Source organism: Pseudomonas sp. R32 (assembly GCF_009866705.1).
GTDB classification, from domain to species: Bacteria; Pseudomonadota; Gammaproteobacteria; order Pseudomonadales; family Pseudomonadaceae; genus Aquipseudomonas; species Aquipseudomonas donghuensis.
The window spans coordinates 5,184,105-5,209,100 of record NZ_CP019396.1 but is presented as its reverse complement, the minus strand read 5'-3'; the positions used below and the strand labels follow the sequence as shown (position 1 = coordinate 5,209,100).

Annotated in this window: 21 protein-coding genes; 14 read left to right on the top strand and 7 right to left on the bottom strand. The window is 62.5% G+C overall.

What is annotated here, in order from left to right:
* The first annotated feature begins 108 nt into the window (after positions 1-108).
* The 3 genes from PspR32_RS24085 (at position 109) to fdhA (ending at position 2,987) form a co-directional block, all read left to right on the top strand.
* Positions 109-741 carry a sarcosine oxidase subunit gamma gene (locus tag PspR32_RS24085; RefSeq protein WP_036995019.1) on the top strand — a complete coding sequence of 211 codons (633 nt, stop codon included), beginning with the start codon at positions 109-111 and terminating at the stop codon, positions 739-741.
* Between the two features lie 11 nt (positions 742-752).
* A complete protein-coding gene (purU, locus tag PspR32_RS24080) occupies positions 753-1,610 on the top strand; it encodes a formyltetrahydrofolate deformylase (RefSeq protein ID WP_010221360.1) in 858 nt (285 codons plus the stop codon).
* Between the two features lie 177 nt (positions 1,611-1,787).
* On the top strand, positions 1,788-2,987 hold the full coding sequence (fdhA, locus tag PspR32_RS24075) for a formaldehyde dehydrogenase, glutathione-independent (protein ID WP_010221361.1): 1,200 nt from the start codon (positions 1,788-1,790) through the stop codon (positions 2,985-2,987).
* Positions 2,988-3,052: 65 nt separating this feature from the next.
* Here fdhA and PspR32_RS24070 read toward each other — a convergent pair whose 3' ends face one another.
* Positions 3,053-3,508 carry an REP-associated tyrosine transposase gene (locus PspR32_RS24070; RefSeq protein ID WP_036995020.1) on the bottom strand — a complete coding sequence of 152 codons (456 nt, stop codon included), beginning with the start codon at positions 3,506-3,508 and terminating at the stop codon, positions 3,053-3,055.
* A 479-nt stretch (positions 3,509-3,987) separates the two neighbouring features.
* On the opposite strand from PspR32_RS24070, the gene PspR32_RS24065 reads away from it, so the two are divergent.
* The 5 genes from PspR32_RS24065 (at position 3,988) to PspR32_RS24045 (ending at position 7,487) form a co-directional block, all read left to right on the top strand.
* The gene (locus PspR32_RS24065; RefSeq protein ID WP_159389260.1) at positions 3,988-4,293 is read left to right on the top strand and encodes a hypothetical protein; all 306 of its coding nucleotides are present in this window, start codon (positions 3,988-3,990) and stop codon (positions 4,291-4,293) included.
* Between the two features lie 173 nt (positions 4,294-4,466).
* Positions 4,467-5,033, top strand: a complete 567-nt coding sequence (locus PspR32_RS24060) for a DUF2780 domain-containing protein (RefSeq protein ID WP_036995021.1) — start codon at positions 4,467-4,469, stop codon at positions 5,031-5,033.
* A gap of 71 nt (positions 5,034-5,104) precedes the next feature.
* On the top strand, positions 5,105-5,533 hold the full coding sequence (locus PspR32_RS24055; RefSeq protein WP_010221365.1) for a DUF350 domain-containing protein: 429 nt from the start codon (positions 5,105-5,107) through the stop codon (positions 5,531-5,533).
* Between the two features lie 16 nt (positions 5,534-5,549).
* The gene (locus tag PspR32_RS24050; protein ID WP_159389259.1) at positions 5,550-6,320 is read left to right on the top strand and encodes a DUF1190 domain-containing protein; all 771 of its coding nucleotides are present in this window, start codon (positions 5,550-5,552) and stop codon (positions 6,318-6,320) included.
* A gap of 9 nt (positions 6,321-6,329) precedes the next feature.
* Positions 6,330-7,487 carry a glutathionylspermidine synthase family protein gene (locus tag PspR32_RS24045; RefSeq protein ID WP_159389258.1) on the top strand — a complete coding sequence of 386 codons (1,158 nt, stop codon included), beginning with the start codon at positions 6,330-6,332 and terminating at the stop codon, positions 7,485-7,487.
* Here PspR32_RS24045 and PspR32_RS24040 read toward each other — a convergent pair whose 3' ends face one another.
* Positions 7,488-8,375 carry an acyltransferase gene (locus PspR32_RS24040; RefSeq protein WP_010221368.1) on the bottom strand — a complete coding sequence of 296 codons (888 nt, stop codon included), beginning with the start codon at positions 8,373-8,375 and terminating at the stop codon, positions 7,488-7,490. It lies immediately after the preceding gene.
* A 180-nt stretch (positions 8,376-8,555) separates the two neighbouring features.
* Between PspR32_RS24040 and rloA2 the strand changes: the two genes are divergently transcribed.
* The 5 genes from rloA2 (at position 8,556) to PspR32_RS24015 (ending at position 12,950) form a co-directional block, all read left to right on the top strand.
* Positions 8,556-9,059: a retropepsin-like aspartic peptidase RloA2 gene (rloA2, locus tag PspR32_RS24035; RefSeq protein ID WP_010221369.1), complete on the top strand. Its 504-nt coding sequence runs from the start codon at positions 8,556-8,558 to the stop codon at positions 9,057-9,059.
* A 111-nt stretch (positions 9,060-9,170) separates the two neighbouring features.
* Positions 9,171-9,854 (top strand): two-component system response regulator CreB, encoded by a 684-nt coding sequence (creB, locus tag PspR32_RS24030; RefSeq protein WP_010221370.1) that lies wholly within the window; start codon positions 9,171-9,173, stop codon positions 9,852-9,854.
* A complete protein-coding gene (gene creC / locus PspR32_RS24025; RefSeq protein ID WP_036995024.1) occupies positions 9,854-11,287 on the top strand; it encodes a two-component system sensor histidine kinase CreC in 1,434 nt (477 codons plus the stop codon). The genes creB and creC overlap by 1 nt, the downstream gene beginning before the upstream one ends.
* A gap of 95 nt (positions 11,288-11,382) precedes the next feature.
* Complete coding sequence (gene creD / locus PspR32_RS24020) at positions 11,383-12,717, top strand: cell envelope integrity protein CreD (protein WP_010221372.1); 1,335 nt, start codon at positions 11,383-11,385, stop codon at positions 12,715-12,717.
* Positions 12,718-12,740: 23 nt separating this feature from the next.
* The gene (locus PspR32_RS24015; protein WP_010221373.1) at positions 12,741-12,950 is read left to right on the top strand and encodes a hypothetical protein; all 210 of its coding nucleotides are present in this window, start codon (positions 12,741-12,743) and stop codon (positions 12,948-12,950) included.
* On the opposite strand, the gene PspR32_RS24010 is transcribed toward PspR32_RS24015, so the two are convergent.
* The 5 genes from PspR32_RS24010 to aceE form a co-directional block, all read right to left on the bottom strand.
* A complete protein-coding gene (locus tag PspR32_RS24010) occupies positions 12,943-13,575 on the bottom strand; it encodes a glutathione S-transferase (protein WP_159389257.1) in 633 nt (210 codons plus the stop codon). The genes PspR32_RS24015 and PspR32_RS24010 overlap by 8 nt on opposite strands.
* A gap of 9 nt (positions 13,576-13,584) precedes the next feature.
* A complete protein-coding gene (gene msrA / locus PspR32_RS24005) occupies positions 13,585-14,250 on the bottom strand; it encodes a peptide-methionine (S)-S-oxide reductase MsrA (RefSeq protein WP_010221375.1) in 666 nt (221 codons plus the stop codon).
* A 131-nt stretch (positions 14,251-14,381) separates the two neighbouring features.
* Entirely contained in the window at positions 14,382-17,075 is a 2,694-nt protein-coding gene (locus PspR32_RS24000; protein ID WP_010221376.1) for a putative bifunctional diguanylate cyclase/phosphodiesterase, read from the bottom strand.
* Positions 17,076-17,378: 303 nt separating this feature from the next.
* On the bottom strand, positions 17,379-18,998 hold the full coding sequence (aceF, locus tag PspR32_RS23995) for a dihydrolipoyllysine-residue acetyltransferase (RefSeq protein ID WP_159389256.1): 1,620 nt from the start codon (positions 18,996-18,998) through the stop codon (positions 17,379-17,381).
* 13 nt (positions 18,999-19,011) lie between these two features.
* On the bottom strand, positions 19,012-21,657 hold the full coding sequence (gene aceE / locus PspR32_RS23990) for a pyruvate dehydrogenase (acetyl-transferring), homodimeric type (protein WP_010221378.1): 2,646 nt from the start codon (positions 21,655-21,657) through the stop codon (positions 19,012-19,014).
* 383 nt (positions 21,658-22,040) lie between these two features.
* Between aceE and glnE the strand changes: the two genes are divergently transcribed.
* Entirely contained in the window at positions 22,041-24,977 is a 2,937-nt protein-coding gene (gene glnE / locus PspR32_RS23985) for a bifunctional [glutamate--ammonia ligase]-adenylyl-L-tyrosine phosphorylase/[glutamate--ammonia-ligase] adenylyltransferase (protein ID WP_036995028.1), read from the top strand.
* Positions 24,978-24,996 lie beyond the last annotated feature (19 nt).

Sequence of the window (24,996 nt, the reverse complement as noted above, 5' to 3'; positions counted from 1 at the left end):
GGGCTTGCCCGCGATGCAAGGCGAAGCCTTGCGGGGCTCCCATCGCTGGCAAGCCAGCTCCCACAGGGATCGCGTTACCAGGTCCACAGAATTCAAGGCAGGTGTGTAATGAGCACGATCAACGTCTACCAGCAACGCCCCGGCAACGACGCCAAGGCTGAAACACCACTGCACCATGCCGACCTGCCCAGCCTGGTCGGCAAGGGCCGCAAGAACGCCGGGGTGACCCTGCGCGAGAAAAAACTCCTCGGCCACCTGACCATTCGTGGCGATGGCAAGGATCCGGCCTTCGCCGGCGGCGTGTTCAAGGCCCTGGGCCTGGAGCTGCCGGTGGCCCTGACCGTGGTCGCCAACGGCGAGACATCGCTGCAATGGCTGGGCCCGGATGAGTGGCTGCTGATCGTTCCCGGCGGCGAGGAATTTGCCGTCGAGCAAAAACTGCGCGATGCCCTCGATGGCCTGCACATTCAAATCGTCAACGTCAGCGGCGGGCAAACCCTGCTGGAACTGAGCGGCCCCAACGTGCGCGACGTGCTGATGAAATCCACCAGCTATGATGTCCATCCAAATAACTTCCCGGTGGGCAAGGCAGTCGGCACGGTGTTCGCCAAGTCGCAACTGGTGATCCGCCGTACCGGTGAAGAAACCTGGGAGCTGCTGATCCGCCGCAGTTTCTCCGATTACTGGTGGCTGTGGCTGCAGGACGCCTCTGCCGAGTATGGCCTGAGCATTCAGGCCTAAGGAGCAATGCCATGAGTCGTGCACCGGACACCTGGATTCTCACCGCCGACTGCCCGAGCTTGCTCGGAACGGTGGACGTGGTGACGCGCTACCTGTACGAGCAGCACTGCTACGTCACCGAGCATCATTCGTTCGATGACCGACTGTCCGGGCGCTTCTTCATTCGCGTGGAGTTCCGCCAGCCGGATGACTTCGACGAGGCCAGCTTTCGCGCAGGGCTTGCCGAGCGGGGCGATGCGTTCGGCATGCTGTTCGAGCTGACCGCACCCAAGCACCGGCCGAAAGTGGTGATCATGGTGTCCAAGGCCGATCACTGCCTCAACGACCTGCTCTATCGCCAGCGTATCGGCCAGTTGAGCATGGACGTGGTGGCGGTGATTTCCAACCACCCGGACCTCGAGCCCCTGGCCCACTGGCACCGTATTCCCTATTACCACTTTGCCCTCGAGCCTCATGACAAACCGGCGCAGGAGCGCAAGGTGCTGCAGGTGATCGAGGCGTCCGGCGCGGAGCTGGTGATCCTTGCCCGCTACATGCAGGTGCTGTCGCCAGAGCTGTGCCGCAAGCTCGACGGCTGGGCGATCAACATCCATCACTCGCTGCTGCCCGGCTTCAAGGGCGCCAAGCCGTATCACCAGGCCTACAACAAGGGCGTGAAACTGGTGGGCGCCACCGCGCACTACATCAACAACGACCTCGACGAAGGCCCGATCATCGCCCAGGGCGTCGAGGCGGTGGATCACAGCCATTATCCCGAAGACCTGATTGCCAAGGGCCGCGATATCGAGTGCCTGACCTTGGCGCGGGCGGTGGGGTATCACATTGAGCGGCGGGTTTTCCTCAACGCCAACAGAACGGTAGTGCTCTGACGGCCGCCATCGCTGGCAAGCCAGCTCCCACAGGTACTGCATACACCGGACCTGTGGGAGCTGGCTTGCCAGCGATGAGGCCCTCGAGTCGGAACAAAGATTCCAGTAACACAGCGCCGCCCCCGGGCAGCGCACTTTGCACCGCTACATAACAACAAACTTTAGCGAGGTAAAAGCATGTCTGGTAATCGTGGTGTGGTGTATCTCGGCGCTGGCAAGGTCGAGGTGCAGAAGATTGACTACCCGAAAATGCAGGACCCGCGCGGTCGCAAGATCGAGCACGGGGTGATTCTGCGGGTGGTCTCCACCAACATCTGTGGCTCCGACCAGCACATGGTCCGTGGCCGTACCACCGCCCAGGTCGGTCTGGTCCTGGGCCATGAAATTACCGGCGAGGTGATCGAGAAGGGCAGGGACGTCGAGCACCTGCAAATCGGTGACCTGGTGTCGGTGCCCTTCAACGTTGCCTGCGGCCGCTGCCGCTCGTGCAAAGAGCAACACACCGGCGTCTGCCTCACCGTCAACCCGGCCCGCGCCGGTGGCGCCTACGGCTATGTCGACATGGGTGACTGGACCGGTGGCCAGGCCGAGTACGTGCTGGTGCCGTACGCCGACTTCAACCTGCTGAAACTGCCGAACCGCGACAAGGCCATGGAGAAAATCCGCGATCTGACCTGCCTGTCGGACATCCTCCCCACCGGCTACCACGGTGCGGTGACTGCCGGCGTTGGCCCGGGCAGCTCGGTGTACATTGCCGGTGCCGGCCCGGTGGGCCTGGCTGCCGCTGCTTCGGCGCGCCTGTTGGGCGCTGCGGTGGTGATCGTCGGTGACGTCAATCCGGTACGCCTGGCGCATGCCAAGGCCCAGGGTTTCGAAATTGCCGACCTGTCCCAGGACACCCCGCTGCACGAGCAGATCGCCAACCTGCTGGGCGAGCCGGAAGTCGACTGCGCAGTCGATGCCGTGGGCTTCGAAGCCCGTGGTCACGGCCATGCCGGTGCCAAGCACGAAGCCCCGGCCACCGTGCTCAACTCGCTGATGGGCGTGGTGCGGGTGGCGGGCAAGATCGGTATTCCTGGCCTGTACGTCACCGAAGACCCGGGCGCGGTGGATGCCGCGGCGAAGATCGGTAGCCTGAGCATCCGCTTTGGTCTCGGCTGGGCCAAGTCGCACAGCTTCCACACCGGTCAAACGCCGGTGATGAAGTACAACCGCCAACTGATGCAGGCGATCATGTGGGACCGCATCAACATTGCCGAAGTGGTCGGTGTGCAGGTGATCAGCCTCGATCAGGCGCCTGAAGGCTATGGCGAGTTCGATGCCGGCGTGCCGAAGAAATTCGTCATCGATCCGCACAAGCTGTTCAGCGCCGCCTAAAAACATCGCGGGGCAAGCCCGCTCCCACTGTGCCTGTGGGAGCGGGCTTGCCCCGCGATAGGGTTTCACAGCCAAACCGCATCCCAATGCGGATAATCTCCCAGCCTCTTCACCAGCCCGGCCCGCAGCGGGTTGGCCACCACATAGCGCGCCACCGCGCATACATTCTCTTCCCGACGTAACCCATGATCATGGTACCCAGGCTGCCACAGCCTGCCTTGCAGTGTGCCGAGCTTGTACAGCGCACAGCGGCTGCGTGACTTGAAGCGGCGCATCAGGCAGGCCAAGGAGCCCTGCTGCAGTTCGATCAGCCAGTGCACGTGATCGGGCATCACCACCCAGGCCAAGGTGCGAGCGGCGCCTTCGAGTTGTGCCAGGTGAAACTGCCTGGGAATGCAGCGGGCGGCGTGGAAGTTGTCGAATATTGGCACTCGGTCGCGAGTGATGCTGGTCAGCAGGTACATACGGCCGGGTTCGGAGAAACGACCGCGGCGCAGGCGATGGGAAGCGGGACTGTCCATGTCTTGGCTCCTTGGTTGGTGAATATTCAAGGTAGATGCCGGACGGTGGCGACAGTGGACCCGATTGAATCCTGATGTTGCCACCCACCTTTGTGGGAGCGGGCTTGCCCCGCGATAGAGGTCTGTCAGTCACATCGCATCGCGGGGCAAGCCCGCTCCCACAAAGGTGGGTGGCGGTGTTACTTCTGGATGTTTCCAGGCTGGTTAATTTTGGTCCTAGGAAATAACCTACGCAGTCTGTCGATGCCGTTCTGATTGCCCTTGGAAACTCGGCCTTCTAGGCTCTCCCGATCGCTGTAGGTTCAGCGATCGGGTGTGGAAACCTGAACGGTATTGGTTGCAGTCGTTATGGCGGCTGTGCGCGGGAGACCTTCGGGTCTGCCGGGTTTTCCAATGCCTCGGTTTTCCACCCCGCGTACAGCTGCCACCTTTCGTGTGGAAACGAACGGTGCCAGCCTGACTCGCATTGGATACCGATCATGAAAAAACTTGTCCCAGATCCCCCAGCCTCTCTCTGCTCAACCCTCGAAAAACCTTTCGGCGACTGTGCCGCCGGTCACCCCCAACTCTTTTCTGTAAACGCCGGTATTGCCCCGCATGACGCGCTGGTACATATCGCGTTGTACCTGCGCTGCGCCTATGACACGGGGTACAAGGCTTTTGAAGGGGTTGATGAGTCAGCCAAGGGCTTTCTCTGGTCCACCTTGCACTCGGTGGAGGTGGCCAAGGGCTTGGTAGAAGCCTTGCTGGATGCCCTGGAGAACCGGGAGCTGAACCAAATGTAGAACCACGGTGTGGGAGCGGCCGTGCGGCGACCCGACTTGCCCCGCGATAGAGGTCTGTCAGTCACATCGCATCGCGGGGCCAGCCCGCTGCCACCTGGTACAACGGAACAATCCCCCGCCCACAAGGTCCAATCCCTCGTTTTCCCTGCCTTAACGGCTGACGAGGTATTTCGATGAAACGTTTCGCACTGGTCACCCTGATGGCCCTGGCTGCCACTCCGGTTTTCGCAGGCTTCAGCCTCAATGACGCGGCCAATGTCTACAACGCCGCCAAGGGCAACAGCGGCGATGCCGCGGTACAGGCACCCGCTGCTTCGGCGAACCTGCTCAATACCCTCGGCAGCGAACTCAAAATCACCCCCGAACAAGCCATCGGCGGCACCGGCGCCCTGTTGGGCTTGGCCAGGAATCAGCTCAGCAGCGGCGATTACGAGCAGTTGAGCAAAGCCGTACCCGGCCTCGACCTGCTCTCCGGCGAGAAGGCCCTGGGCGGCCTGACTGGCTTGGGCGCGCTGCTGGGCAACAGCGACAAGTCCTCGGCCCTGAGCAATGCGCTGGGCAATGTCAAAGACACCAATGACCTGAACAACGCCTTCAGCGCACTGGGCATGGACACCGGCATGATCGGCCAGTTTGCCCCGCTGATCCTGCAGTACCTCGGCCAGCAAGGCGTCGGCGGCTCGCTGCTGCAGAGCCTGGGCAGCCTGTGGGGCAACGGTGCGAGCGTACCTTCCGTTTAAGGCAGGTATTTGCGCGGGCGGGGCGGTGTGCTATATGTCCCGCCCCGTTTTACAAGGAAGTGTGATTCGCAATGTTCATGGACGCCCTGAAGATGTCGTTGCCTGCCGACGCCGTGCTCGGTTTTGTGGTCTACATGCTCGGCGCCGCCGTGCTGTTCGCCCTCTACGCAATCATCTACACCCGCCTGACTCCCTACAATGAATTGCGCCTGATCCGCGAAGGCAACAATGCCGCGGCTATCGCCCTGGCCGGTGCCCTGATCGGCTTTGCGATTCCGGTGGCCAGCGCCATTTCCCATTCGATTTCCCTGCTCGACTTCCTGCTCTGGGCACTGATCGCCGCGGTGGTGCAGTTGCTGGCGTTCGTGGTGGTCAACCGCTGCGTCAAAGGCATGGCTGAACGGGTTGCCCGCCAGGAGACAGCCTCGGCCATTCTCCTGGCTGCGGTGTCGATCGGCATTGGCTTGCTCAACGCCGCCTGCATGACCCCCGCCGCCTGATCAGGGACGATCGACAATGAAACGCAGCAAAACCATTCGTCTGGTCGCCTTGGGCAGTCTGCCCCTGGTGCTGTCCGCCTGTGGCGACCGGCCAACCAGAATCATCAGCGAAACCAAGCGCTACCAGGACGTCGACTATTGCGTCATGGATGGCGTGCCGCGCCAGGTGTGCCAGCAAGCCTGGGTCGCCGCGCAGAACCACCATGCCGCCAACGTGCCGCGCTTTGTCACGGCCGAGGGCTGTGAAGCGGCCTATTTCAAGTGCGACTACCGGCGCTACGCCAACAACTACATCCCGCCGATGGAAGGCTTTGCCCTGACCACCGAACGCCAGGTGTATGCCGATGATGAGGATGAAGGCAGTAGTAGTTCATCGACCAACAGCTCCTCCTCGAGCGGTGGCTCTGGCGGCGGGCGTCGCTACTACGAGTACACCGATACCGACCCGCGTTACTCGTCCGAAGCGATCTATCACGAGCGGGACGGGCGCAACGCGTTCAAGGTCAGCACCCTGACCGAGCAGGTGGCCCGGCATAACTACTACACCGGCCTGGACACTTCGCACCCGGCCTCACAGCCGTTCAGCGAAGCCGCGCAGCATGCAGCATTGAGTGGCGGCGGGGGCACAGGGGCCAGCAGCGATCCGGCGCACGTGAGCGGCGCCCATCCAACGGTTATCCCCATGGCCCAGCCGAACAGGCTGATCGGCTCGGCGCGGCCGTTCGCGGTTGGCAGCCACAACGGCTTTGTCTCGCGCGCTTCGGGGCGTGGCGGCTTTGCGTCCTGAGGCCTGCCGATGAAGCGAGTATCCATCGCCCCGCGCCCGGACTGGCGTGCCACCGCCGAACACTTCGGCTTCAACTTCCACACCTTTGGCGACGAACCCTACTGGGACGAATCGGCTTATTACCAGTTCAGCCTGCGGCAGATCGAAGAGCACCTTGAGGAACCGACCCATGCGCTGCACGAGCTGTGCATGGCGCTGGTGGCCGAGGTGGTCGACAGTGAAGCGCTGCTCGAACGCCTGGCGATCCCCGCGCAGTATTTCGACCTGATCCGCCGCTCGTGGCGCGACGGCCATCCGCATTTCTATGGGCGCATGGACCTGTGCTACGACGGCAAGGGCCCGGCCAAGCTGCTGGAGGCCAACTACGACACGCCGACGTCACTGTACGAGGCCAGCTTCTTCCAGTACCTGTGGCTGGAGCAGCAGATGCAACGCGGCGCGCTGCCGGTCGATGCCGACCAGTTCAACAGCCTGGAAGAAAAACTCACCCAGGTGATGAGCGCCAATAGCTTTGCCACACCGTTTTACTTTGCCTCGGTAAAAGATTCGATCGAAGACCGCGGCACCGTCGAGTACCTGCGCGATATCGCCTTGGGCGCCGGGCTGGATGCGCGTCTGGTGGACATGGAAGACATCGGCCTGAGCCGTGGCGGGCGCTTTGTCGATGACGTTGGCGCGCCGATCCCCAGCCTGTTCAAGCTCTACCCCTGGGAAGATATCTTCCACGACCCGTACGGCCCGGCGATTGCCAACAGCGGCACCTTGTTCGTCGAGCCGCCGTGGAAGGCGATCCTCTCCAACAAGGGCATGCTGGCGCTGCTCTGGGAACGCCACCAGGGCCACCCGAACCTGCTGCCGGCGTTCATTGAGCAAACACCGGGCGCCAGTCTGGGCAAGGGCTGGGTGCGCAAACCCTTCTTCTCGCGCGAAGGCGCCAATATCCAGATCCACACCGGCAGTGGCCAGCATGTGATCGAGGACGGCCCGTATGGCGGCGGCCCGAGCATCCTCCAGCAGTTCCAGGCGCTGCCGCGCTTTGGCGACAGCTACACGGTGATCGGCAGCTGGGTGGTCGGCGATCTGCCGGCGGGCATTGGCATTCGCGAAGACAATTCGCTGATTACCAAGGACAGCAGCCGCTTTCTGCCCCACGCGATCATCGACTGATCAACCCAGCTCGGCGCGCAGGGCCTCGATGCGGGCGTCCTTGGCGTGCCAGAGCTGGTTGACCCAGTCCTGCACGGCCTGGCGCAAGGCCGGGTCGTTCTCGTAATCGCCGCTCCATAGTGCAGGGTCCAGCTCATGCACCTGGATGTCGATGATCACTTTCGCCAGGTTGCCACTGAGCAGGTCCCAGAACCCCGGAGCCTTGTCGCCGGGGTAGACGATGGTGACGTCGAGCAGGGCGTCGAGCTGTTCGCCCAGCGCCGCCAGCACGAAGGCCACGCCGCCGGCCTTGGGCTTGAGCAGATGCTTGAACGGTGAGTGCTGGGCGGCGCGCTTGGCTTCGCTGAAGCGTGTGCCTTCCAGGTAGTTGACCACGGTCACCGGTTGGCGCTTGAACAGCTCGCAGGCAGCCTTGGTGATCTCCAGGTCCTGGCCCTTGAGCTCGGGGTGTTGGTCGAGGAAGGCCTTGCTGTAGCGCTTCATGAACGGGTAGTCCAGCGCCCACCAGGCCAGGCCTAGCAGGGGGACCCAGATCAGCTCCTTTTTCAGGAAGAACTTGAAGAACGGAATGCGCCGGTTGAGCACCTGGATCAGCGCTGGAATATCCACCCAGCTCTGGTGGTTGCTGACTGCCAGGTAGGAGGTGTCGAGGCGTAGCTCGGCAGCGCCGCGCACGTCCCAGACCGTCGGGATGCACAGGCGGAAGATCAGTTTGTCGATCTCAGCCCAGGTTTCGGCGATCCACATCACCGCCCATGAGGCATAGTCGCGGTAGCGGCCGGGCAGGACCAGTTTGAGCAGGGCGAAGACCATCAGCGGGCCGATCAGGACCAGGGTGTTGAGCAGCAACAGCAAGGTCACAAGAATGCCCGTCAGCAAGCGGCGCATAAGAAAACTCTTATATTCAAGTAAGCGGTCGGCAATGATAAGCACCCCGTCGGCGTACGCCAAATGCTCTGGTCTGCTCCTGTCGGACAAATGTTTCACATTGTGTTGAATAAGCTATTGGCGCGAACCTATCCTGCCTTCGCAGTCTAAACACTGTCTTGTCTCAAGGAAGCGGATCCTGTGAAATCGGTACTTGCACTGCTGTCCCTGTTGGCTCTGCCGGTCATGGCCGCCGAGCCGACCCTGTACGGCCGCTACGAATACATCAAACTGCCGGAAGTCGGTGGCCAGACCTTCAAGGCCAAGATGGACACCGGCGCGCTGACGGCCTCGCTGTCGGCCAAGGACATCGAAACCTTCACCCGTGATGGTGAAGATTGGGTGCGCTTTCGTGTCGCAACCAAGGATGCCGACGGCAAGGTCTATGAACACAAGCTGGCGCGTATCAGCAAGATCAAGAATCGCGCCGATGAAGAGGAAGACGGCGAGGGCGCTGAAATCAGCAAGCGGCCGGTGGTTGACCTGGAGCTGTGCCTGGGGGACGTCAAGCGTACCGTCGAGGTCAACCTGACCGACCGCAGCAGCTTCAACTATCCGTTGCTGATCGGCGCCAAGGCGTTGCGCGAGTTCAAGGCGGCGGTGAACCCGGCGCGACGGTTTACGGCTGACAAACCGGACTGCTAAGCAACTCCAGCTGCAAGCTTTAAGCTACAAGCTGCAAGAAAAAGCGGTTCAGTGTAACTTCACGCGATCCGCTTCTTCTTGAAGCTTGTAGCTTGAGGCTTGCAGCTCCAGATGCCCCACATATTGATTGTCGAAGACGAAGCGGCCATCGCCGATACGCTGGTTTTTGCCCTGCAAGGCGACGGCCACAGCACCGAGTGGGTGACCCTCGGCAGTGCCGCGCTGGAGCAGCAACGCCAGCGCCCGGCCGATCTGATCATCCTCGACATCGGCCTGCCGGATATCAGCGGCTTCGAAACCTGCCGGCAACTGCGGCGCTTCAGCGAGGTGCCGGTGATGTTCCTCAGCGCCCGCGACGGCGAGATCGATCGGGTGGTAGGCCTGGAAATCGGTGCCGATGATTATGTGGTCAAGCCCTTCAGCCCTCGTGAAGTGGCGGCCCGGGTGCGGGCGATCCTCAAACGCATGGCGCCACGCGCCGAGCCGCCTGTCAGTGCCCCGGAGCTGTTCCAGGTCGATACCCTGCGCATGCAGATCCACTACCGCGGCCAAGCCCTGAGCCTGACCCGCCACGAATTTCGCCTGCTGCAAAGCCTGCTCGAACAACCTGAACGCGTTTTCAGCCGCGAGCAACTGCTTGATGCCGTCGGCGTTGCTGCCGATGCCGGCTATGAGCGCAGCATTGACAGCCATATCAAGAGCCTGCGCGCCAAGCTGCGCGGCGTGGCTGCCGACGCCGAGCCGATCCAGACTCACCGTGGCCTCGGCTACAGCTACAGCCCGAGTCACAGCTGATGCGCCTGGGGATCCGGATTTTTCTGGTGTATTTCCTGTTCGTCGGGCTGACCGGCTATTTCATTCTCAGCACCGTGCGCGAGCAGATTCGCCCCGGTGTGCGCCAGTCCACCGAAGAAACCCTGGTCGACACCGCCAACCTGCTGGCGGAAATCCTCCACGACGATGTCAAGGCTGGCACCCTCGGCCAGAGCCGCTTGCCGGTGCTGCTGCGCGCCTACGGCCAGCGTCAGCCCAAGGCTGATATCTGGGGCTTGTCGAAGAACCAGGTCAACCACCGCATTTACGTCACCGATGCCCAGGGCAAGGTGCTGCTCGACTCCGCCGGCGTGGCGGTGGGCGAGGATTATTCGCGCTGGAACGACGTCTACCTGACCTTGCGCGGCCAGTACGGCGCACGCTCGACCCGCAGCAACCCGGACGACCCGGAGTCGTCGGTGATGCACGTGGCGGCGCCGATCCTTGATGAAGGCAAGATCATTGGCGTGGTCACCGTGGCCAAGCCGAACAAGTCGCTGCAACCCTATATCGATCGCTCCGAACGGCGCCTGCTGTACCTCGGCCTGGGCCTGATCGGCCTTGGCCTGCTGGTGGGCGCGGCGCTGTCGTGGTGGTTGGCGCGCTCGTTGCGCCGGCTGACCCGTTACGCTCAGGCGGTGAGCGAAGGAGAGCGCACGGCGTTGCCCCATTACCGGGGCGGTGAGCTGTGGCAACTGGCGGCAGCGGTGGAGCGCATGCGCACCCAGCTTGAAGGCAAGGACTACGTCGAACGTTATGTGCACACCCTGACTCACGAGCTGAAAAGCCCGCTGGCGGCGATCCGCGGCGCTTCCGAGCTGCTTCAGGGGCCCATGAGCGATGAGCAGCGTCAGCGCTTTGCCGGCAATATCGAGAGCGAAAGTGCGCGCATGCAGCAGTTGATCGAGCGATTGCTCAACCTGGCCCAGGTCGAGCAGATGCGGGAGCTGGAAGAACAGCAGCAGGTGCCGCTGGCGGCGCTGGTCGACGAGCTGCTGCTGGCCCAGGGCGCGCGGATCGAAAGCGGCGAACTGCAGGTGCGTCAGCGTGTACCCGTCGCCGTGCGGTTGTTATGTGATCCCTTCCTGATGCGCCAGGCCATCGCCAACCTGCTGGACAACGCCCTGGATTTCACCCCGCCGGGCGGTTTGCTGGTGTTCGAGCTGGAGCACGCCGAGGGGCGCGTGGCCTTGAGCCTGTTCAACCAGGGCGAGGCGATTCCTGACTATGCCCTGGGCCGGCTAAGCGAGCGTTTCTACTCGCTGCCGCGACCGTTCAGCGGGCGCAAGAGCACCGGGCTGGGGCTTAACTTCGTCGAAGAGGTGATGCAACTGCATGGCGGCACGCTGGAAGTCGCCAACGTCGAGGAGGGTGTACGCGTGCGTTTGTGGCTGCCGGCCAGGCGCCTGGGCTGAAAACTTCACACAGTCTGCACACAGGCTCCATATAAGTCCGCAAGGGCTCCATTTCGTTTGCGCAGACTCTGCCCATCGAAACCGGAGTCCCGTTCATGAACCGCAAACTGAGTTACAAACTAGCCGTTATCGGCTTTCTGATCGTCCTGCTGCTGATCCCGTTGTTCATGATCGGCGGCCTGATCCAGGACCGTCAGTACCAGCGCGATCGCGTGGTCCGCGACATTGCCCAAAGCTCCAGCTTTGCCCAGCAAATCACCGGGCCGATGCTGGTGGTGCCGTACCGCAAGATCGAACGGCGCTGGAAGACCGAAGACGGCAAGAGCTTCCAGGAAATCAGCCAGGTCAACGGTCACTTGTATTTCCTGCCGGAAACCTTCGACCTCAACGCCAGCATCGACACCGAGTTACGTTCGCGCGGTATCTACGAGGCGCGTCTGTTTCACGCCAACAGTCACATCAACGGCCATTTCGAGATCCCGGCCAACTGGGGCATTACCGAGGATTTTGATGATTACCGCTTCGAACCCGCGTTCCTGGTTGTCGGTATCAGCGACATCCGCGGCATCGAAAAAGGCCTGCAGCTGCAGCTCAACGATCAGCGCCTGGACTTTGCCGCCGGGACCAAGCTTGGCTGGATGAGCGGTGGCGTGCACGCCCTGTTGCCAGGTGTCGATGGCAAGGTCGCGAGCGTGCTCAACTACGCCTTCGACCTCAGCCTGCAAGGCACCGAACAGCTGCAGGTGTTGCCGGTGGGGCGTACGACCAGCGTGGCCATGGCCGCCAACTGGCCGCATCCGAGCTTTGACGGCAACTACCTGCCCGTCAGCCGCAAGATCGATGCCGGTGGTTTCTCGGCGCGCTGGCAGACCTCGTTCTTCTCCACCAACCTCGAAGACGCCCTGACCCAGTGCGTGGTCAACGAAAAGTGCGGTGCTTTCAACGAGCGTGCCTTCGGTGTCAGCTTCATCGACCCGGTGGACCAGTACCTCAAGAGCGAACGGGCAATCAAATATGCATTGCTGTTCATCGCCCTGACCTTTGCCGGCTTCTTCCTCTTCGAAGTGCTCAAGGGCCTGAGTGTGCACCCGATCCAGTACGGCCTGGTGGGCGTGGCCCTGGCGTTCTTCTACCTGCTGTTGCTGTCGTTGTCCGAGCACCTGGGCTTTGCCATGGCCTATGCCTTGTCGGCGGGCGGCTGTGTGTTGCTGATCGGCTTCTACCTGTGCCACGTGCTGCACAGCGTGTTGCGCGGCATGGGCTTTGCCCTGGGCCTGGCCATGCTCTACGGCATGCTCTACGGCCTGCTGACGGCCGAGGATTACGCCTTGCTGATGGGCTCGCTGCTGCTGTTCGCGCTGTTGGGGGTGTTCATGGTCCTGACCCGTCGCCTGGACTGGTATGGGGTTGGCCAGGTGAAGCTGTCGTGAGTGGCTTGCGCGAGGAGAGGGTATTGGGTGCAGTGCTGGCGACCCACATCGCCGGCCTGTGGACAGCAGAAGTGATTGTCGGCGCCGGCCTTGCCGGGGATGAGATTGCTGTGGTGTCTGGTAATGCGCGGCGCCTGCATCGCTGGCAAAGCCAGCTCCCACACAGTCAGCGGTACACCGATGCACTGTGGGAGCCGGCCTTGCCGGCGATGGCCCCTGGCAATGTCAGGTAGCCGAAGGATCGGTTGCCTGCATCGACTCACGCTGACTGACCTGCGCATACCACGCCGCCAGCTTGGGCTGTTGCTCACGCCAGCCGAAGTCCGGGAAGCGCAGGTCGAGGTAACCCAGGGCGCAGGCCACGCCGATGGCGGCGATGTCGAACACCGAGGCCAGTTCGGCGAAGTGTTCCTGCTCAAGGTTGCTCAGGCCACGACGGATCTTGTCCTGTTGCGCTTCGATCCAGGCGTCCCATTGTTTGTCCTTGGGCCGCAGGAAGGTCTCGTAGCGGGTCAGCACCGCGGCATCCATGATCGCATCGGCCAGCGATGCCAGGGTCAGGCGATGCCAACGCGGCCAGCCTTCACGGGGGATCAGCGGGTTGCCCACATGCTGCAGGTCGAGGTACTCGCAGATCACCCGGCTGTCGTGCAGCACGCTGCCGTCGGCCAGGCGCAGGGCCGGAATCTTGCCCGCCGGGTTGCCCTGGTTGAGTTCGGCTACCAGGTTGACCGGGGTGAGGTTGACAGTCTGCAGCGCCACCCGGTTGGTTTGCCCGGTTTCGTGCAGTACCACCATGACCTTGCGCACGAACGGCGAGGCCGGCGAATGGAACAGCGTCATGCTCGGTGCGGACATGTCGATCCCTCAGTTGCCTTGCAGGCTCGGTGGCAGGCAGACACCGGTACCACCGATGCCGCAGTAGCCTTCTGGGTTCTTGGCCAGGTACTGCTGGTGGTAGGCTTCGGCGAAGTACACGGTCGGCGCCTGGTCGATCTCGGTGGTGATTTCGCCGAAGCCGGCCTTGCTCAGTTCGGCCTGGTAGGCCTGCTTGCTGGCCAGTGCCTCGTCCAGTTGCTGGGGACTGGTGCAGTAGATCACCGAGCGGTACTGGGTGCCGACGTCGTTGCCCTGGCGCATGCCCTGGGTCGGGTTGTGCAGTTCCCAGAACATCGCCAGCAGCTCTTTGTAGCTGACCTTGTCCTTGTCGAACACCACCAGCACCACTTCGGTGTGGCCGGTCAGGCCCGAGCAGACTTCTTCGTAGGTCGGGTTGGGGGTGAAGCCGCCGGCATAGCCGACCACGGTGCTGACCACGCCTTCGCGCTGCCAGAAGCGCCGCTCGGCACCCCAGAAGCAACCCAGGCCAAAGATCGCGAAGTCGACGTTCTCGAAGAACGGGCCCAGCAACGGGGTGTCTTTGAAGACAAAGTGCTTTTCGGGCAGGACCATCGGCGTTTCACGGCCAGGCAGTGCCTGTTCGGCAGTGGGTAGGACGTTTTTATTCACCAGAATCTCCGAGCGCAGGACCATGATCGTTCCTCTGCTGATTGGGGTAGGCAAGGCTGGCCCCATCGCGGGTCAAACCCGCTCCCACTGTGGGAGCGGGTTTGACCCGCGATGGGACCCGAATGAACCTATATTGCCCGAGAGAAACGCCGCTGTCAGGCGATAGGGCCACGCGGATAGCGTTTGAGCTTGGCGATCAGCTCGCTGCCCGGGATCGGCCGGTCGAACAGGTAGCCCTGGCCGACATCGCAGCGGTGACGGCGCAGGAACGCCAGTTGCTCGGCGGTCTCGATGCCTTCGGCAACCACTTTGAGCTTGAGGTTGTGGGCCATGGCCACCACCGCCGAGGTGATCTCCATGTCGTCCTGGTTGTCAGGGATTTCATGAATGAAGCTGCGATCGATCTTGATGATGTCGATCGGGAATTTCTTCAGGTAGCTCAGCGACGAATAACCGGTGCCGAAGTCGTCCATGGCCAGGGTCAGGCCCAGTTGTTTGAGCTGGTCGAGCTGGCGGTGGGTGTCTTCGGTGGCTTCCAGCAGCAGGCCTTCGGTCAGCTCCAGCTCCAGCAGGTGCGGGGGCAGGGCTTCTTCCTGGAGGATGTTGGCGATCGAGGCGACCAGGTCGGGGTCGGAAAACTGCTTGGGCGAGAGGTTGATCGCCACTTGCAGGTTGCCCAATCCTTCTGTGCGCAGCTTCTGGCTCATGCGGCAGGCCTGGCGGGCGATCCACTTGCCGATGGGGATGATCAGCCCGGTTTCTTCGGCGACGCTGATGAACTGGTCGGGGCGGATCATGCCCTTTTCCGGGTGGTTCCAGCGCAGCAGCGCTTCCAGGCCCAGCAGGCGGCCGCTGCGCAGGCACAGCTTGGGCTGGTAGAACACGTCCAGTTCGTTCTGGGTCAGGGCGCGGCGCAGGTTGTTCTCGACGAACAGCTTGTAGCTGGCCTCGGCGTTGAGCGCTTCGGTAAACACCTGGACCTGGTGCTTGCCGTTGGCCTTGGCCTTGTGCAGGGCAAGCCCTGCGTTTTTCATCAGGGTCTGCGGGTCGCGGCCATGCAGCGGCGCGCAGGCCAGGCCCACGGAGCCGGTGACGTTGATCAGCTGGTTGTCGACGAACATCGGCTTGTCGAGGGTGCGCAGCAGTTGCTGGGCAACCTGCTGGCCGCCTTCCAGGTCGGTGTCTTCGAGCAGTACGGCAAATTCGTTGCTGGCAAAGCGCGCCAGGCTGCCGCCGGGGCTCAGGCTGTTGCGCAGGCGTCGGGCCAGGCTGATCAGCAGCTTGTCGCCGGTCTGGTGGCCGAGGCTGTCGTTGATCCGCTTGAAGTTGTCGATGTCCACCAGCAGCAGGCTGATCGGGCTGTCGCTGTCGCGGGCGAAGCGCTCGTCGAGGTTGCGGATGAACGCCGGGCGATTGCCCAGGCTGGTCAGATTGTCGGTATAGGCCAGGCGCTCGATGCGCTGCTGGGCCAGCTTGCTCTGGGTGATGTCTTCGTAGATGCCGATGTAATGGGTCAGTTCGCGGTTGTCGCCGAACACCTTGGAAATCGATAGTTGGCCCCAGTAGGGTTCGAGATTCTTGCGCCGGCTCTTGAACTCGCCCTGCCAGCTATTGCCCATGGCCAGGCTGGACGGCGCGTCGAACAGCAGCTCGCTCAGGTTTTCCAGCGCCGGCAGTTCCGACAGGCGATGGCCGTGGACTTCATCGGTGCTGTACTGGGTGATGGCGGTAAAGCTCGGGTTGACGTACTCGACCACGCCGTCGCGGTTGACCAGCAAGAAGGCGTTGGCGCTTTGCTCGACGGCACGTTGGAACAGGTGCAGGGCGTTGGTTGCGGTGCGTCGGTTGTGGTTGTTGATGACCTGGGCGAACTGATCGGCCAGCTCGCCGGCAAAGGCGATTTCATCGGTTTGCCAGGCACGCGCCGAGCCGGTCTGTTCCAGGCACAACACCCCGACCACCTGGCCATCAATACGGATACTGGCATCGAGCATGGCATTGATGTCGCATGGGCGCAGGCTCTCGGCCATGTCCCGGGTGCGCGGGTCGTGGGTGGCGTTGTGGGCGTCGATGGCGCGGCTGGTGTGCAGGGCTTCGAGGTAGTCGGGAAAACGGCTGGCGTCGATCGGCTCGGGCAGGCGGTATTCCTGAGCGTCGCGGTAGAACGCCGAAATCGGCTGCAGTTGCTGGTCTTCCAGGTACCAGATGCTCGCGCAGTCGATCTTGTAGATCTCGCAGGCGCTGCGGGTGATCAGCTCGGCGGCTTCGAGCAGCGAGTTGCTGGCGCTATAGCGGTGGCGGGCCAAATGCAGGATCAGGTCCTGCTGGGCGCGCACCCGCTCCAGGTGCTCGAGCTGTTCCTGCTGGGCCCGCTGGTTAAGCTGCAGGGCGATTTGCAGGCGGCTGTTGCGGGTCTCGAGATCGACGGCCGACAGGTCGGGAGCGTCGCCAGGCTGGCTGTCGAGGACCATCAGGTAGCCGCGCAGCAACTGCCGGTTGTGCTGTTTGTAGGCTTCGCCCAACTCCAGCAACTGCAGCGGGCCCTGGGCGGTGTGCAGGGTATAGCGCACCAGGTAATGCGGGCGCTGGGCCAGTTGCAACTGGATGGCGTCGTGCAGTTTGTAGCGGGCTTCGGGCTCCATCAGGCTGGCGTAGGGCGAGCCGACCAGTGCGCAGAGTTCCACTGCAGCAAGGCCAAACTGCCGTTCACAACCAGGATCAAGGTAAAGCAGCGCCCAGCTGGCCTCGTTCAGCCGCTCGAAACGCAGCATCCCGAGCCGCGAGGGCACGGGCAACTGCGTCACGACCTCGGCCACCATACGGCTGGCGGCATCAGGTTGGCTTTTCATCGAGAGCTCGCTTCAAGAAGGCTGTTCGCGCAAACGGAGCAATCTGCTACTACGCGTGTCGGCAAGGTTGCATCATGCGCTTGAGGCTGACAAGCGATACAGAGACCTCCGTGCTAACTGTGTCGGCATGGATGTAGGAATCTTAAGTATCGCGGGACAAGTCGGACCGCCGCATCGCCGCTCCCACAGGGGGACCATTCCAGCAGATAAAAAAAGCCCCGCCAAAATGACGGGGTTGAGGTACGAGCGTGGCAGCTCGAAAAGGGAGCCTGTCTCCCCGGCAGGGGAGACAGGAAACAGCAATTACAACAGCATGGTGCGGATGTCGGTCAGCAGGTCGCCCAGGCGCTTGGTGAAGCGCGCAGCAGCGGCGCCGTTGATCACGCGGTGATCGTAGGACAGCGACAGCGGCAGCATCAGCTTCGGCTGGAAGGCTTTACCGTCCCAGACAGGCTGGATAGTGGCCTTGGAAACACCCAGGATCGCCACTTCCGGCGCGTTGACGATCGGCGTGAAGCCGGTGCCGCCAATGTGGCCGAGGCTGGAGATGGTGAAGCAGGCACCTTGCATGTCGTCGGCCGACAGCTTCTTGGTCCGGGCTTTTTCAGCCAGGGCCGCCGCTTCGCCAGCCAGTTGCAGCAAGCTCTTCTGGTCGACGTTCTTGATTACCGGTACCAGCAGACCATCCGGAGTGTCGACGGCAAAACCGACGTTGACGTACTTCTTGCGGATGATCGCTTTGCCGCTAGGCGCCAGCGAGCTGTTGAAGTCCGGCAGTTCCTTGAGCAGGTGAGCACAGGCCTTAAGCAGCAGCGGCAGTACGGTCAGCTTGACGCCGGCCTTTTCTGCAACGGCTTTCTGCGCAACGCGGAAGGCTTCCAGCTCAGTGATGTCGGCGCTGTCGAACTGGGTAACGTGAGGAACGTTCAGCCAGCTGCGATGCAGGTTGGTAGCACCCATCTGCATCAGGCGGGTCATCGGCACTTCTTCGATTTCGCCGAAGCGGCTGAAATCGACTTCCGGGATCGGCGGGATGCCAGCACCACCGGTGGCACCGGCGGCTGGAGCTTCCTTGGCCTTCTGCATCATGGCCTTGACGTAAACCTGCACGTCTTCTTTGAGCACACGACCGTGCGGGCCGCTGGCGGCAACTGCGCTCAGCTCGACGCCGAACTCACGGGCCAACTGACGCACGGCAGGGCCGGCGTGAACCTTGGCACCGCTTGGTGCAGGGGCAGCGGCAGGCGCGGGTGCGGCCTCGGCTTTGGCAGCCGGAGCAGGTGCAGCAGCAGGGGCGGCTTCAGCCTTGGCAGCCGGAGCAGCAGCGGCAGGCGCTGGTGCTGGCGCGGCGGCGCCCTGGACTTTGAGCTTGAGGATGAAGTCGCCAGTGCCGACTTCGTCTTCGAGCTTGACGCCGATGCTTTCCACCACGCCGGCAGCCGGCGACGGGATTTCCATCGAGGCTTTGTCCGATTCCAGGGTGATCAGCGACTGGTCGGCTTCGACCGTATCGCCAACCTTGACCAGCAGCTCGATGATCTTGGCCTTGCCCGAGGAGCCGATGTCCGGAACATGAATGTCCTGAACGGTGGCCGCCGCCGGTGCAGCGGCCGGGGCCGCAGGGGCCTCGGCAACAGCAGGTTGTTGCGCAGCAGCAGGCGCGGCAGCCGCTGGGGCCGCAGCAGCGGCGCCCTCGACTTCCAGTTCCAGCAGTTCGTCGCCTTCTTTCAGGCGGTCGCCCAGCTTGACCTTCAGGCTCTTGACCACACCGGCCTTGGGAGCAGGGATTTCCATGCTCGCCTTGTCCGATTCCAGGGTCAGGATGCTCTGGTCGGCTTCGATACGGTCGCCAACTTTGACGAACAGCTCGATGACTTCACCTTCACCGCTGCCGATGTCAGGTACGCGAATGAGTTCGCTCACTTAAAAATACTCCTCAGCAGTCCAGTGGGTTGCGTTTGTCCGGGTCGATGCCGAACTTGGTGATGGCTTCAGCCACGACCTTAGGTTCGATATCGCCACGGTCAGCCAAGGCTTCCAGGGCAGCCAGCACCACGAAGTGACGGTCGACTTCGAAGAAGTGACGCAGCTTCTTGCGGCTGTCGCTGCGACCGAAGCCATCGGTACCCAGGACTTTGAACTCTTTGCTCGGTACCCACTGGCGAATCTGTTCGGCGAACAGCTTCATGTAGTCGGTGGAGGCGATGACCGGGCCCTTGCGGCCAGCCAGGCACTCTTCGACGTAGGTAACCTGAGGTTTCTGACCAGGCTTGAGGCGGTTGCTGCGCTCTACGGCCAGGCCGTCGCGACGCAGTTCGTTGAAGCTGGTAACGCTCCAGACGTCGGCGCCGACGTTGAACTCTTCACGCAGGATCTTCGCCGCTTCGCGCACTTCACGCAGGATGGTGCCGGAGCCCAGCAACTGAACGTGGTGCGCAGCTTCGCGGGTGTCTTCCTCGAGCAGGTACATACCCTTGATGATGCCTTCCTCGACACCGGCCGGGATGGCTGGCTGCTGGTAGGACTCGTTCATCACGGTGATGTAGTAGAAGACGTCCTGTTGCTCTTCGGTCATCTTCTTCATGCCGTCCTGGATGATCACCGCCAGCTCGTAGCCGTAGGTCGGATCATAGGTGCGGCAGTTCGGGATGGTCGCGGCCAGCATGTGGCTGTGACCGTCTTCGTGCTGCAGGCCTTCACCGTTGAGGGTGGTACGGCCGGCGGTACCGCCGATCAGGAAGCCACGGGTGCGGCTGTCGCCAGCGGCCCAGGCCAGGTCGCCGATCCGCTGGAAGCCGAACATCGAGTAGAAGATGTAGAACGGCAGCATCGGCTGGTTGTGGTTCGAGTACGAAGTACCGGCTGCGATGAAGGAGGACATGGCGCCCGCTTCGTTGATGCCTTCTTCGAGGATCTGGCCCTTCTTGTCTTCGCGGTAGAACATCACCTGGTCTTTATCGACTGGCTCGTAGAGCTGGCCGACGGACGAGTAGATGCCCAACTGGCGGAACATGCCTTCCATACCGAAGGTACGGGCTTCGTCCGGGATGATCGGGACGATACGCTGGCCGATTTCCTTGTCCTTGACCAGTTGCGCGAGGATCCGCACGAAGGCCATGGTGGTGGAGATTTCACGGTCGCCCGAGCCGTCGAGGATCGCCTTCAGGGTTTCCAGTGGTGGCGTCGGGATGCTGAAGCTCTTCGCGCGGCGCTGTGGCACGAAGCCACCCAGGGCGCTGCGGCGTTCGGCCAGGTAACGGGCCTCGGCGCTGCCTTCTTCAGGCTTGAAGAACGGCAGGTTTTCCAGCTCTTCGTCCTTGACCGGGATGTCGAAGCGGTCGCGGAAGTGACGCAGGCTGTCGACGTCGACCTTCTTGGTATTGTGCGCGGTGTTCTTGGCTTCGCCAGCACCGGTGCCATAACCCTTGATGGTCTTGGCCAGGATGACGGTCGGCTGGTCTTTGTGGTTGACCGCCTGGTGGTAGGCCGCGTAGACCTTGTACGGGTCGTGACCGCCACGGTTGAGCTTCCAGATCTCGTCGTCGGACAGGTCTTCGACCATGGCCTTGAGCTCTGGAGTGTTGAAGAAGTGCTCACGGACGAATGCACCGTCCTTGGCCTTGTAGTTCTGGTACTCGCCGTCGATGACTTCGTCCATGCGGCGTTGCAGGATGCCGTCGACGTCCTTGGCCAGCAATGGGTCCCAGAAACGGCCCCAGACCACTTTGTTGACGTTCCAGCCACCGCCACGGAATACGCCTTCAAGTTCCTGGATGATCTTGCCGTTGCCGCGAACCGGGCCGTCGAGGCGCTGCAGGTTGCAGTTGATGACGAAGATCAGGTTGTCCAGCTTCTCGCGGCCAGCCAGGGAGATCGCGCCCAGGGATTCCGGCTCGTCGCACTCGCCGTCGCCCATGAAGCACCAGATCTTCTGCTTGCCGGCAGGAATGTAGCCACGGCTTTCCATGTACTTCATGAAACGCGCCTGGTAGATCGCCTGGATCGGGCCCAGACCCATGGAAACGGTCGGGAACTGCCAGAAGTCAGGCATCAGCCATGGGTGTGGGTAGGACGACAGGCCCTTGCCATCGACTTCCTGACGGAAGTTGTTCATTTGGTCTTCGCTGATCCGGCCTTCCATGAACGCACGGGCGTAGACGCCAGGCGAGGCGTGGCCCTGGAAGTAGATCAGGTCGCCGCCGTGCTCGTCGGTCGGAGCCTGGAAGAAGTAGTTGAAGCCGATGTCGTACAGGGTGGCACTGGAGGCGAAGCTCGAAATGTGGCCGCCCAGGTCCGAGTCTTTCAGGTTGGTGCGCATTACCATGGCCAGCGCGTTCCAACGCACCAACGAGCGAATGCGGCGTTCCATGAACAGGTCGCCAGGCATGCGTGCTTCGTGGGTGACGGGAATGGTGTTGCGGTATGGCGTGGTGATGGCATATGGCAGCTGAGAGCCACTACGGGTGGCCAGCTCGCCCATACGGGTCATCAGGTAGTGAGCGCGGTCTTCGCCTTCTTTGTCGAGAACCGACTCCAGGGCGTCCAGCCATTCCTGGGTTTCGACGGGATCGAGGTCTTGCATGGCTTGCTCCAGGGCGGAAAGGCTTCCAGAATCGGTTGCCTGAGTTTGCGACTGGCCTTTTGGGCAGACGACATAAAATTCTTGGATTACCGGAGAGTGTACCGGCGTTGTGTAGTTTTACTACAAATGAATCACCATTTCATGCTTTTGAGGTGATCGGGCAGTAGTAAAACTACAGAAAAATGGCTCGTGGCCGCTGTTCGGGTTGTGGGAAAAATCGATACCGGTGGTTAAAAACAAGTTAAGAAAAGGTTTGCTGCGATGGTTTCTGCCATAAAATCAGTTTTTTCAGCTATTTCTAACTTTTGTACGACAGTCCAACCGTGGTCAGGGTTCCCCAGTCCGCTCGCTGCCAATCCAATCTCGCCGATCAAGGATAGACCATGAGCCTGCCTTTGCTGGCCGAACTGCCGGCCACTTTCACCGCGTTGGTCAGCCGCAACGCGCAATCGTTTCGTGCGGCTGTTGCCCTGCAACCTGAACTGACTGTCGAAGACTGGAGCGCCGACCGCTGGGCGCAGTTCGCCCGGGTAGCCGCGGCCAGTGATTTCGTCCTTGAACAGGTAGTGCGCGACCCGGCGATGCTGGTTGATCTGGCCGCCAGTGGCGAACTCGACCGGGCCTTTGCCCCGGGCGAGCTGTGCACCCAGATCGCTGCTGCTGCCCAGGCTGCCGAGAGCGAAGACGAACTGGCGCGCAACCTGCGCCGCCAGCGCAGCCGCCAGCAGGTGCGGATCATCTGGCGTGACCTGACCCGCCAGGCTGACCTGGTGCAGACCTGCCGCGATCTGTCCGACCTTGCCGACGCTTCTATCGATCAGGCCTACAACTGGTTGTACCCGCGCCACTGCCAGCAGTTCGGCACGCCGATCGGTCATCGCAGCGGCCAGCCGCAGCACATGGTGGTGCTGGGCATGGGCAAGCTCGGCGCGGTGGAGCTGAACCTGTCGTCGGACATCGATCTGATCTTCGCCTTCCCTGAAGGCGGTGAAACGGAAGGGGTCAAGCGCTCGCTGGACAACCAGGAGTTTTTCACCCGCCTGGGCCAGCGCCTGATCAAGGCCCTGGACCCGATCACCGTCGACGGCTTCGTGTTCCGTGTCGATATGCGCCTGCGCCCTTACGGCTCGGCCGGCGCCCTGGTGCTCAGCTTCAATGCCCTGGAGCAGTATTACCAGGACCAGGGCCGCGACTGGGAACGCTACGCAATGATCAAGGCGCGGGTAGTTGCCGGTGACCAGGTCGCCGGCGCGCAGTTGCTGGATCTGCTGCGGCCCTTCGTTTACCGGCGTTACCTGGACTTCTCGGCGATCGAAGCGCTGCGCACCATGAAGCAGCTGATCCAGCAGGAAGTGCGGCGCAAGGGCATGGCCGAGAACATCAAGCTGGGTGCCGGCGGCATCCGCGAAGTCGAGTTTATTGCCCAGGCCTTCCAGTTGATCCACGGCGGGCGCGACCTGAGCCTGCAGCAGCGGCCATTGCTCAAGGTGCTGTCGACCCTCGAAGGCCAGGGCTACCTGCCGTCGGCGGTAATTGCCGAGCTGCGCGAAGGCTATGAATTTTTGCGTTATACCGAGCACGCGATCCAGGCCATTGCCGACCGCCAGACCCAGATGCTCCCGGACGCTGAACTGGACCGTGCGCGGATTGCCTTCATGCTCGGCTTTGCCGACTGGCCGAGCTTCCATGCCCAGCTGATGCACTGGCGTGGGCGTATCGACTGGCACTTCCGCCAGGTCATTGCCGACCCGGACGAAGACGAGAATGAAGAAGGCGAAGTGATCGTCGGCGGCGAATGGCTGCCGCTGTGGGAAGAAGCCCAGAATGAAGAGGCCGCCTGCCGTCAGTTGCAGGACGCCGGTTTCGCCGACCCGCAAAAGGCCCTCAAGCAGCTGGCCGGCCTGCGTGTCAGCCCGCAGTTGCGGGCCATGCAGCGCTTGGGTCGTGAGCGTCTGGATGCCTTTATTCCACGTTTGCTGGCCCAGGCGGTGGAGCACGCCGACCCGGACCTGGTGCTGGAGCGGGTGTTGCCGCTGGTCGAAGCCGTAGCCCGGCGTTCGGCCTACCTGGTGCTGCTCACCGAAAACCCCGGGGCGCTGCGCCGTCTGTTGACCCTGTGCGCCGCCAGCCCGTGGATCGCCGAACAGATCACCCGTTTCCCGCTGCTGCTCGACGAGCTGCTCAACGAGGGGCGCCTGTTCAGCCCGCCGCAGGCCCCGGAACTGGCCGCCGAGTTGCGCGAGCGGCTGACGCGCATCCCCGAAGACGACCTTGAACAGCAAATGGAAGCCCTGCGCCACTTCAAGCTGGCCCACAGCCTGCGCGTGGCCGCTTCGGAAATCGCTGGCAACCTGCCGTTGATGAAAGTCAGCGACTACCTGACCTGGCTGGCCGAAGCCATCCTCAACCAGGTGCTGGCCCTGGCCTGGCGCCAGACCGTGAGCCGTCACGGCCAGCCCAAGCGCAGCGACGGCAGCCTGTGCGATCCGGGCTTCATTATTGTCGGCTATGGCAAGGTTGGCGGCATCGAGCTGGGCCACGGCTCGGACCTGGACCTGGTGTTCATCCACGACGGTGACCCGCAGGCTGATACCGACGGTGCCAAGCCGATCGACAGCGCGCAGTTCTTCACCCGCCTGGGCCAGCGCATCATTCACCTGCTGACCACCCAGACCAACTCCGGCCAGCTCTACGACGTGGATATGCGCCTGCGTCCCTCGGGTGCCTCAGGTTTGCTGGTCAGCTCGCTGGGCGCCTTTGAGCGCTACCAGCAGAACGAAGCCTGGACCTGGGAACATCAGGCCCTGGTTCGCGCCCGGGTGCTGGTCGGTTGCCCGCAGGTGGGCGCGGCGTTCGAGGCCGTGCGTGCACGCATTCTCGGCCAGGCCCGCGACCTGCCCAAGCTGCAGGCCGAAGTCAGCGAGATGCGCGCCAAGATGCGCGATAACCTCGGCACCAAGCTCAGCGCCGCCGGGACGGCGGCCAATGCCTTCGATGCCGGCGTGCCCTTCGATATCAAGCAGGATGCCGGTGGTATCGTCGATATCGAATTTATGGTGCAATACGCCGCTTTGGCATGGTCTCACGACCATCCGGCACTGCTGCGCTGGACCGACAATATCCGCATCCTCGAAGAGCTCGAGCAGGCCGGGCTGATGCCCGCCAGCGATGCCGTGCTGCTGCGCGAGGTGTACAAGGCGTTCCGTTCCGCCGCGCACCGCCAGGCCCTGCAGAAGCAGGCCGGGGTGATCGACGCCGAACAGTTCGTTCAGGAGCGCCAGGAGGTGCGGCGGATCTGGTCGCAGCTAGGCTTGAGTTGATATATCGGCCAGGCGGTTC

Bases quoted from the DNA above. Each gene is read 5' to 3' on its own strand.
- PspR32_RS24050 (WP_159389259.1), top strand. From the start codon at position 5,550: ATGAAACGCAGCAAAACCATTCGTCTGGTCGCCTTGGGCAGTCTGCCC.
- creB (WP_010221370.1), top strand. From the start codon at position 9,171: ATGCCCCACATATTGATTGTCGAAGACGAAGCGGCCATCGCCGATACG.
- PspR32_RS24045 (WP_159389258.1), top strand. From the start codon at position 6,330: ATGAAGCGAGTATCCATCGCCCCGCGCCCGGACTGGCGTGCCACCGCC.
- PspR32_RS24055 (WP_010221365.1), top strand. From the start codon at position 5,105: ATGTTCATGGACGCCCTGAAGATGTCGTTGCCTGCCGACGCCGTGCTC.
- PspR32_RS24085 (WP_036995019.1), top strand. From the start codon at position 109: ATGAGCACGATCAACGTCTACCAGCAACGCCCCGGCAACGACGCCAAG.
- purU (WP_010221360.1), top strand. From the start codon at position 753: ATGAGTCGTGCACCGGACACCTGGATTCTCACCGCCGACTGCCCGAGC.
- msrA (WP_010221375.1), bottom strand. From the start codon at position 14,250: ATGGTCCTGCGCTCGGAGATTCTGGTGAATAAAAACGTCCTACCCACT.
- PspR32_RS24060 (WP_036995021.1), top strand. From the start codon at position 4,467: ATGAAACGTTTCGCACTGGTCACCCTGATGGCCCTGGCTGCCACTCCG.
- PspR32_RS24010 (WP_159389257.1), bottom strand. From the start codon at position 13,575: ATGTCCGCACCGAGCATGACGCTGTTCCATTCGCCGGCCTCGCCGTTC.
- glnE (WP_036995028.1), top strand. From the start codon at position 22,041: ATGAGCCTGCCTTTGCTGGCCGAACTGCCGGCCACTTTCACCGCGTTG.
- fdhA (WP_010221361.1), top strand. From the start codon at position 1,788: ATGTCTGGTAATCGTGGTGTGGTGTATCTCGGCGCTGGCAAGGTCGAG.
- aceE (WP_010221378.1), bottom strand. From the start codon at position 21,657: ATGCAAGACCTCGATCCCGTCGAAACCCAGGAATGGCTGGACGCCCTG.
- PspR32_RS24040 (WP_010221368.1), bottom strand. From the start codon at position 8,375: ATGCGCCGCTTGCTGACGGGCATTCTTGTGACCTTGCTGTTGCTGCTC.
- PspR32_RS24065 (WP_159389260.1), top strand. From the start codon at position 3,988: ATGAAAAAACTTGTCCCAGATCCCCCAGCCTCTCTCTGCTCAACCCTC.
- PspR32_RS24000 (WP_010221376.1), bottom strand. From the start codon at position 17,075: ATGAAAAGCCAACCTGATGCCGCCAGCCGTATGGTGGCCGAGGTCGTG.
- creD (WP_010221372.1), top strand. From the start codon at position 11,383: ATGAACCGCAAACTGAGTTACAAACTAGCCGTTATCGGCTTTCTGATC.
- PspR32_RS24070 (WP_036995020.1), bottom strand. From the start codon at position 3,508: ATGGACAGTCCCGCTTCCCATCGCCTGCGCCGCGGTCGTTTCTCCGAA.
- creC (WP_036995024.1), top strand. From the start codon at position 9,854: ATGCGCCTGGGGATCCGGATTTTTCTGGTGTATTTCCTGTTCGTCGGG.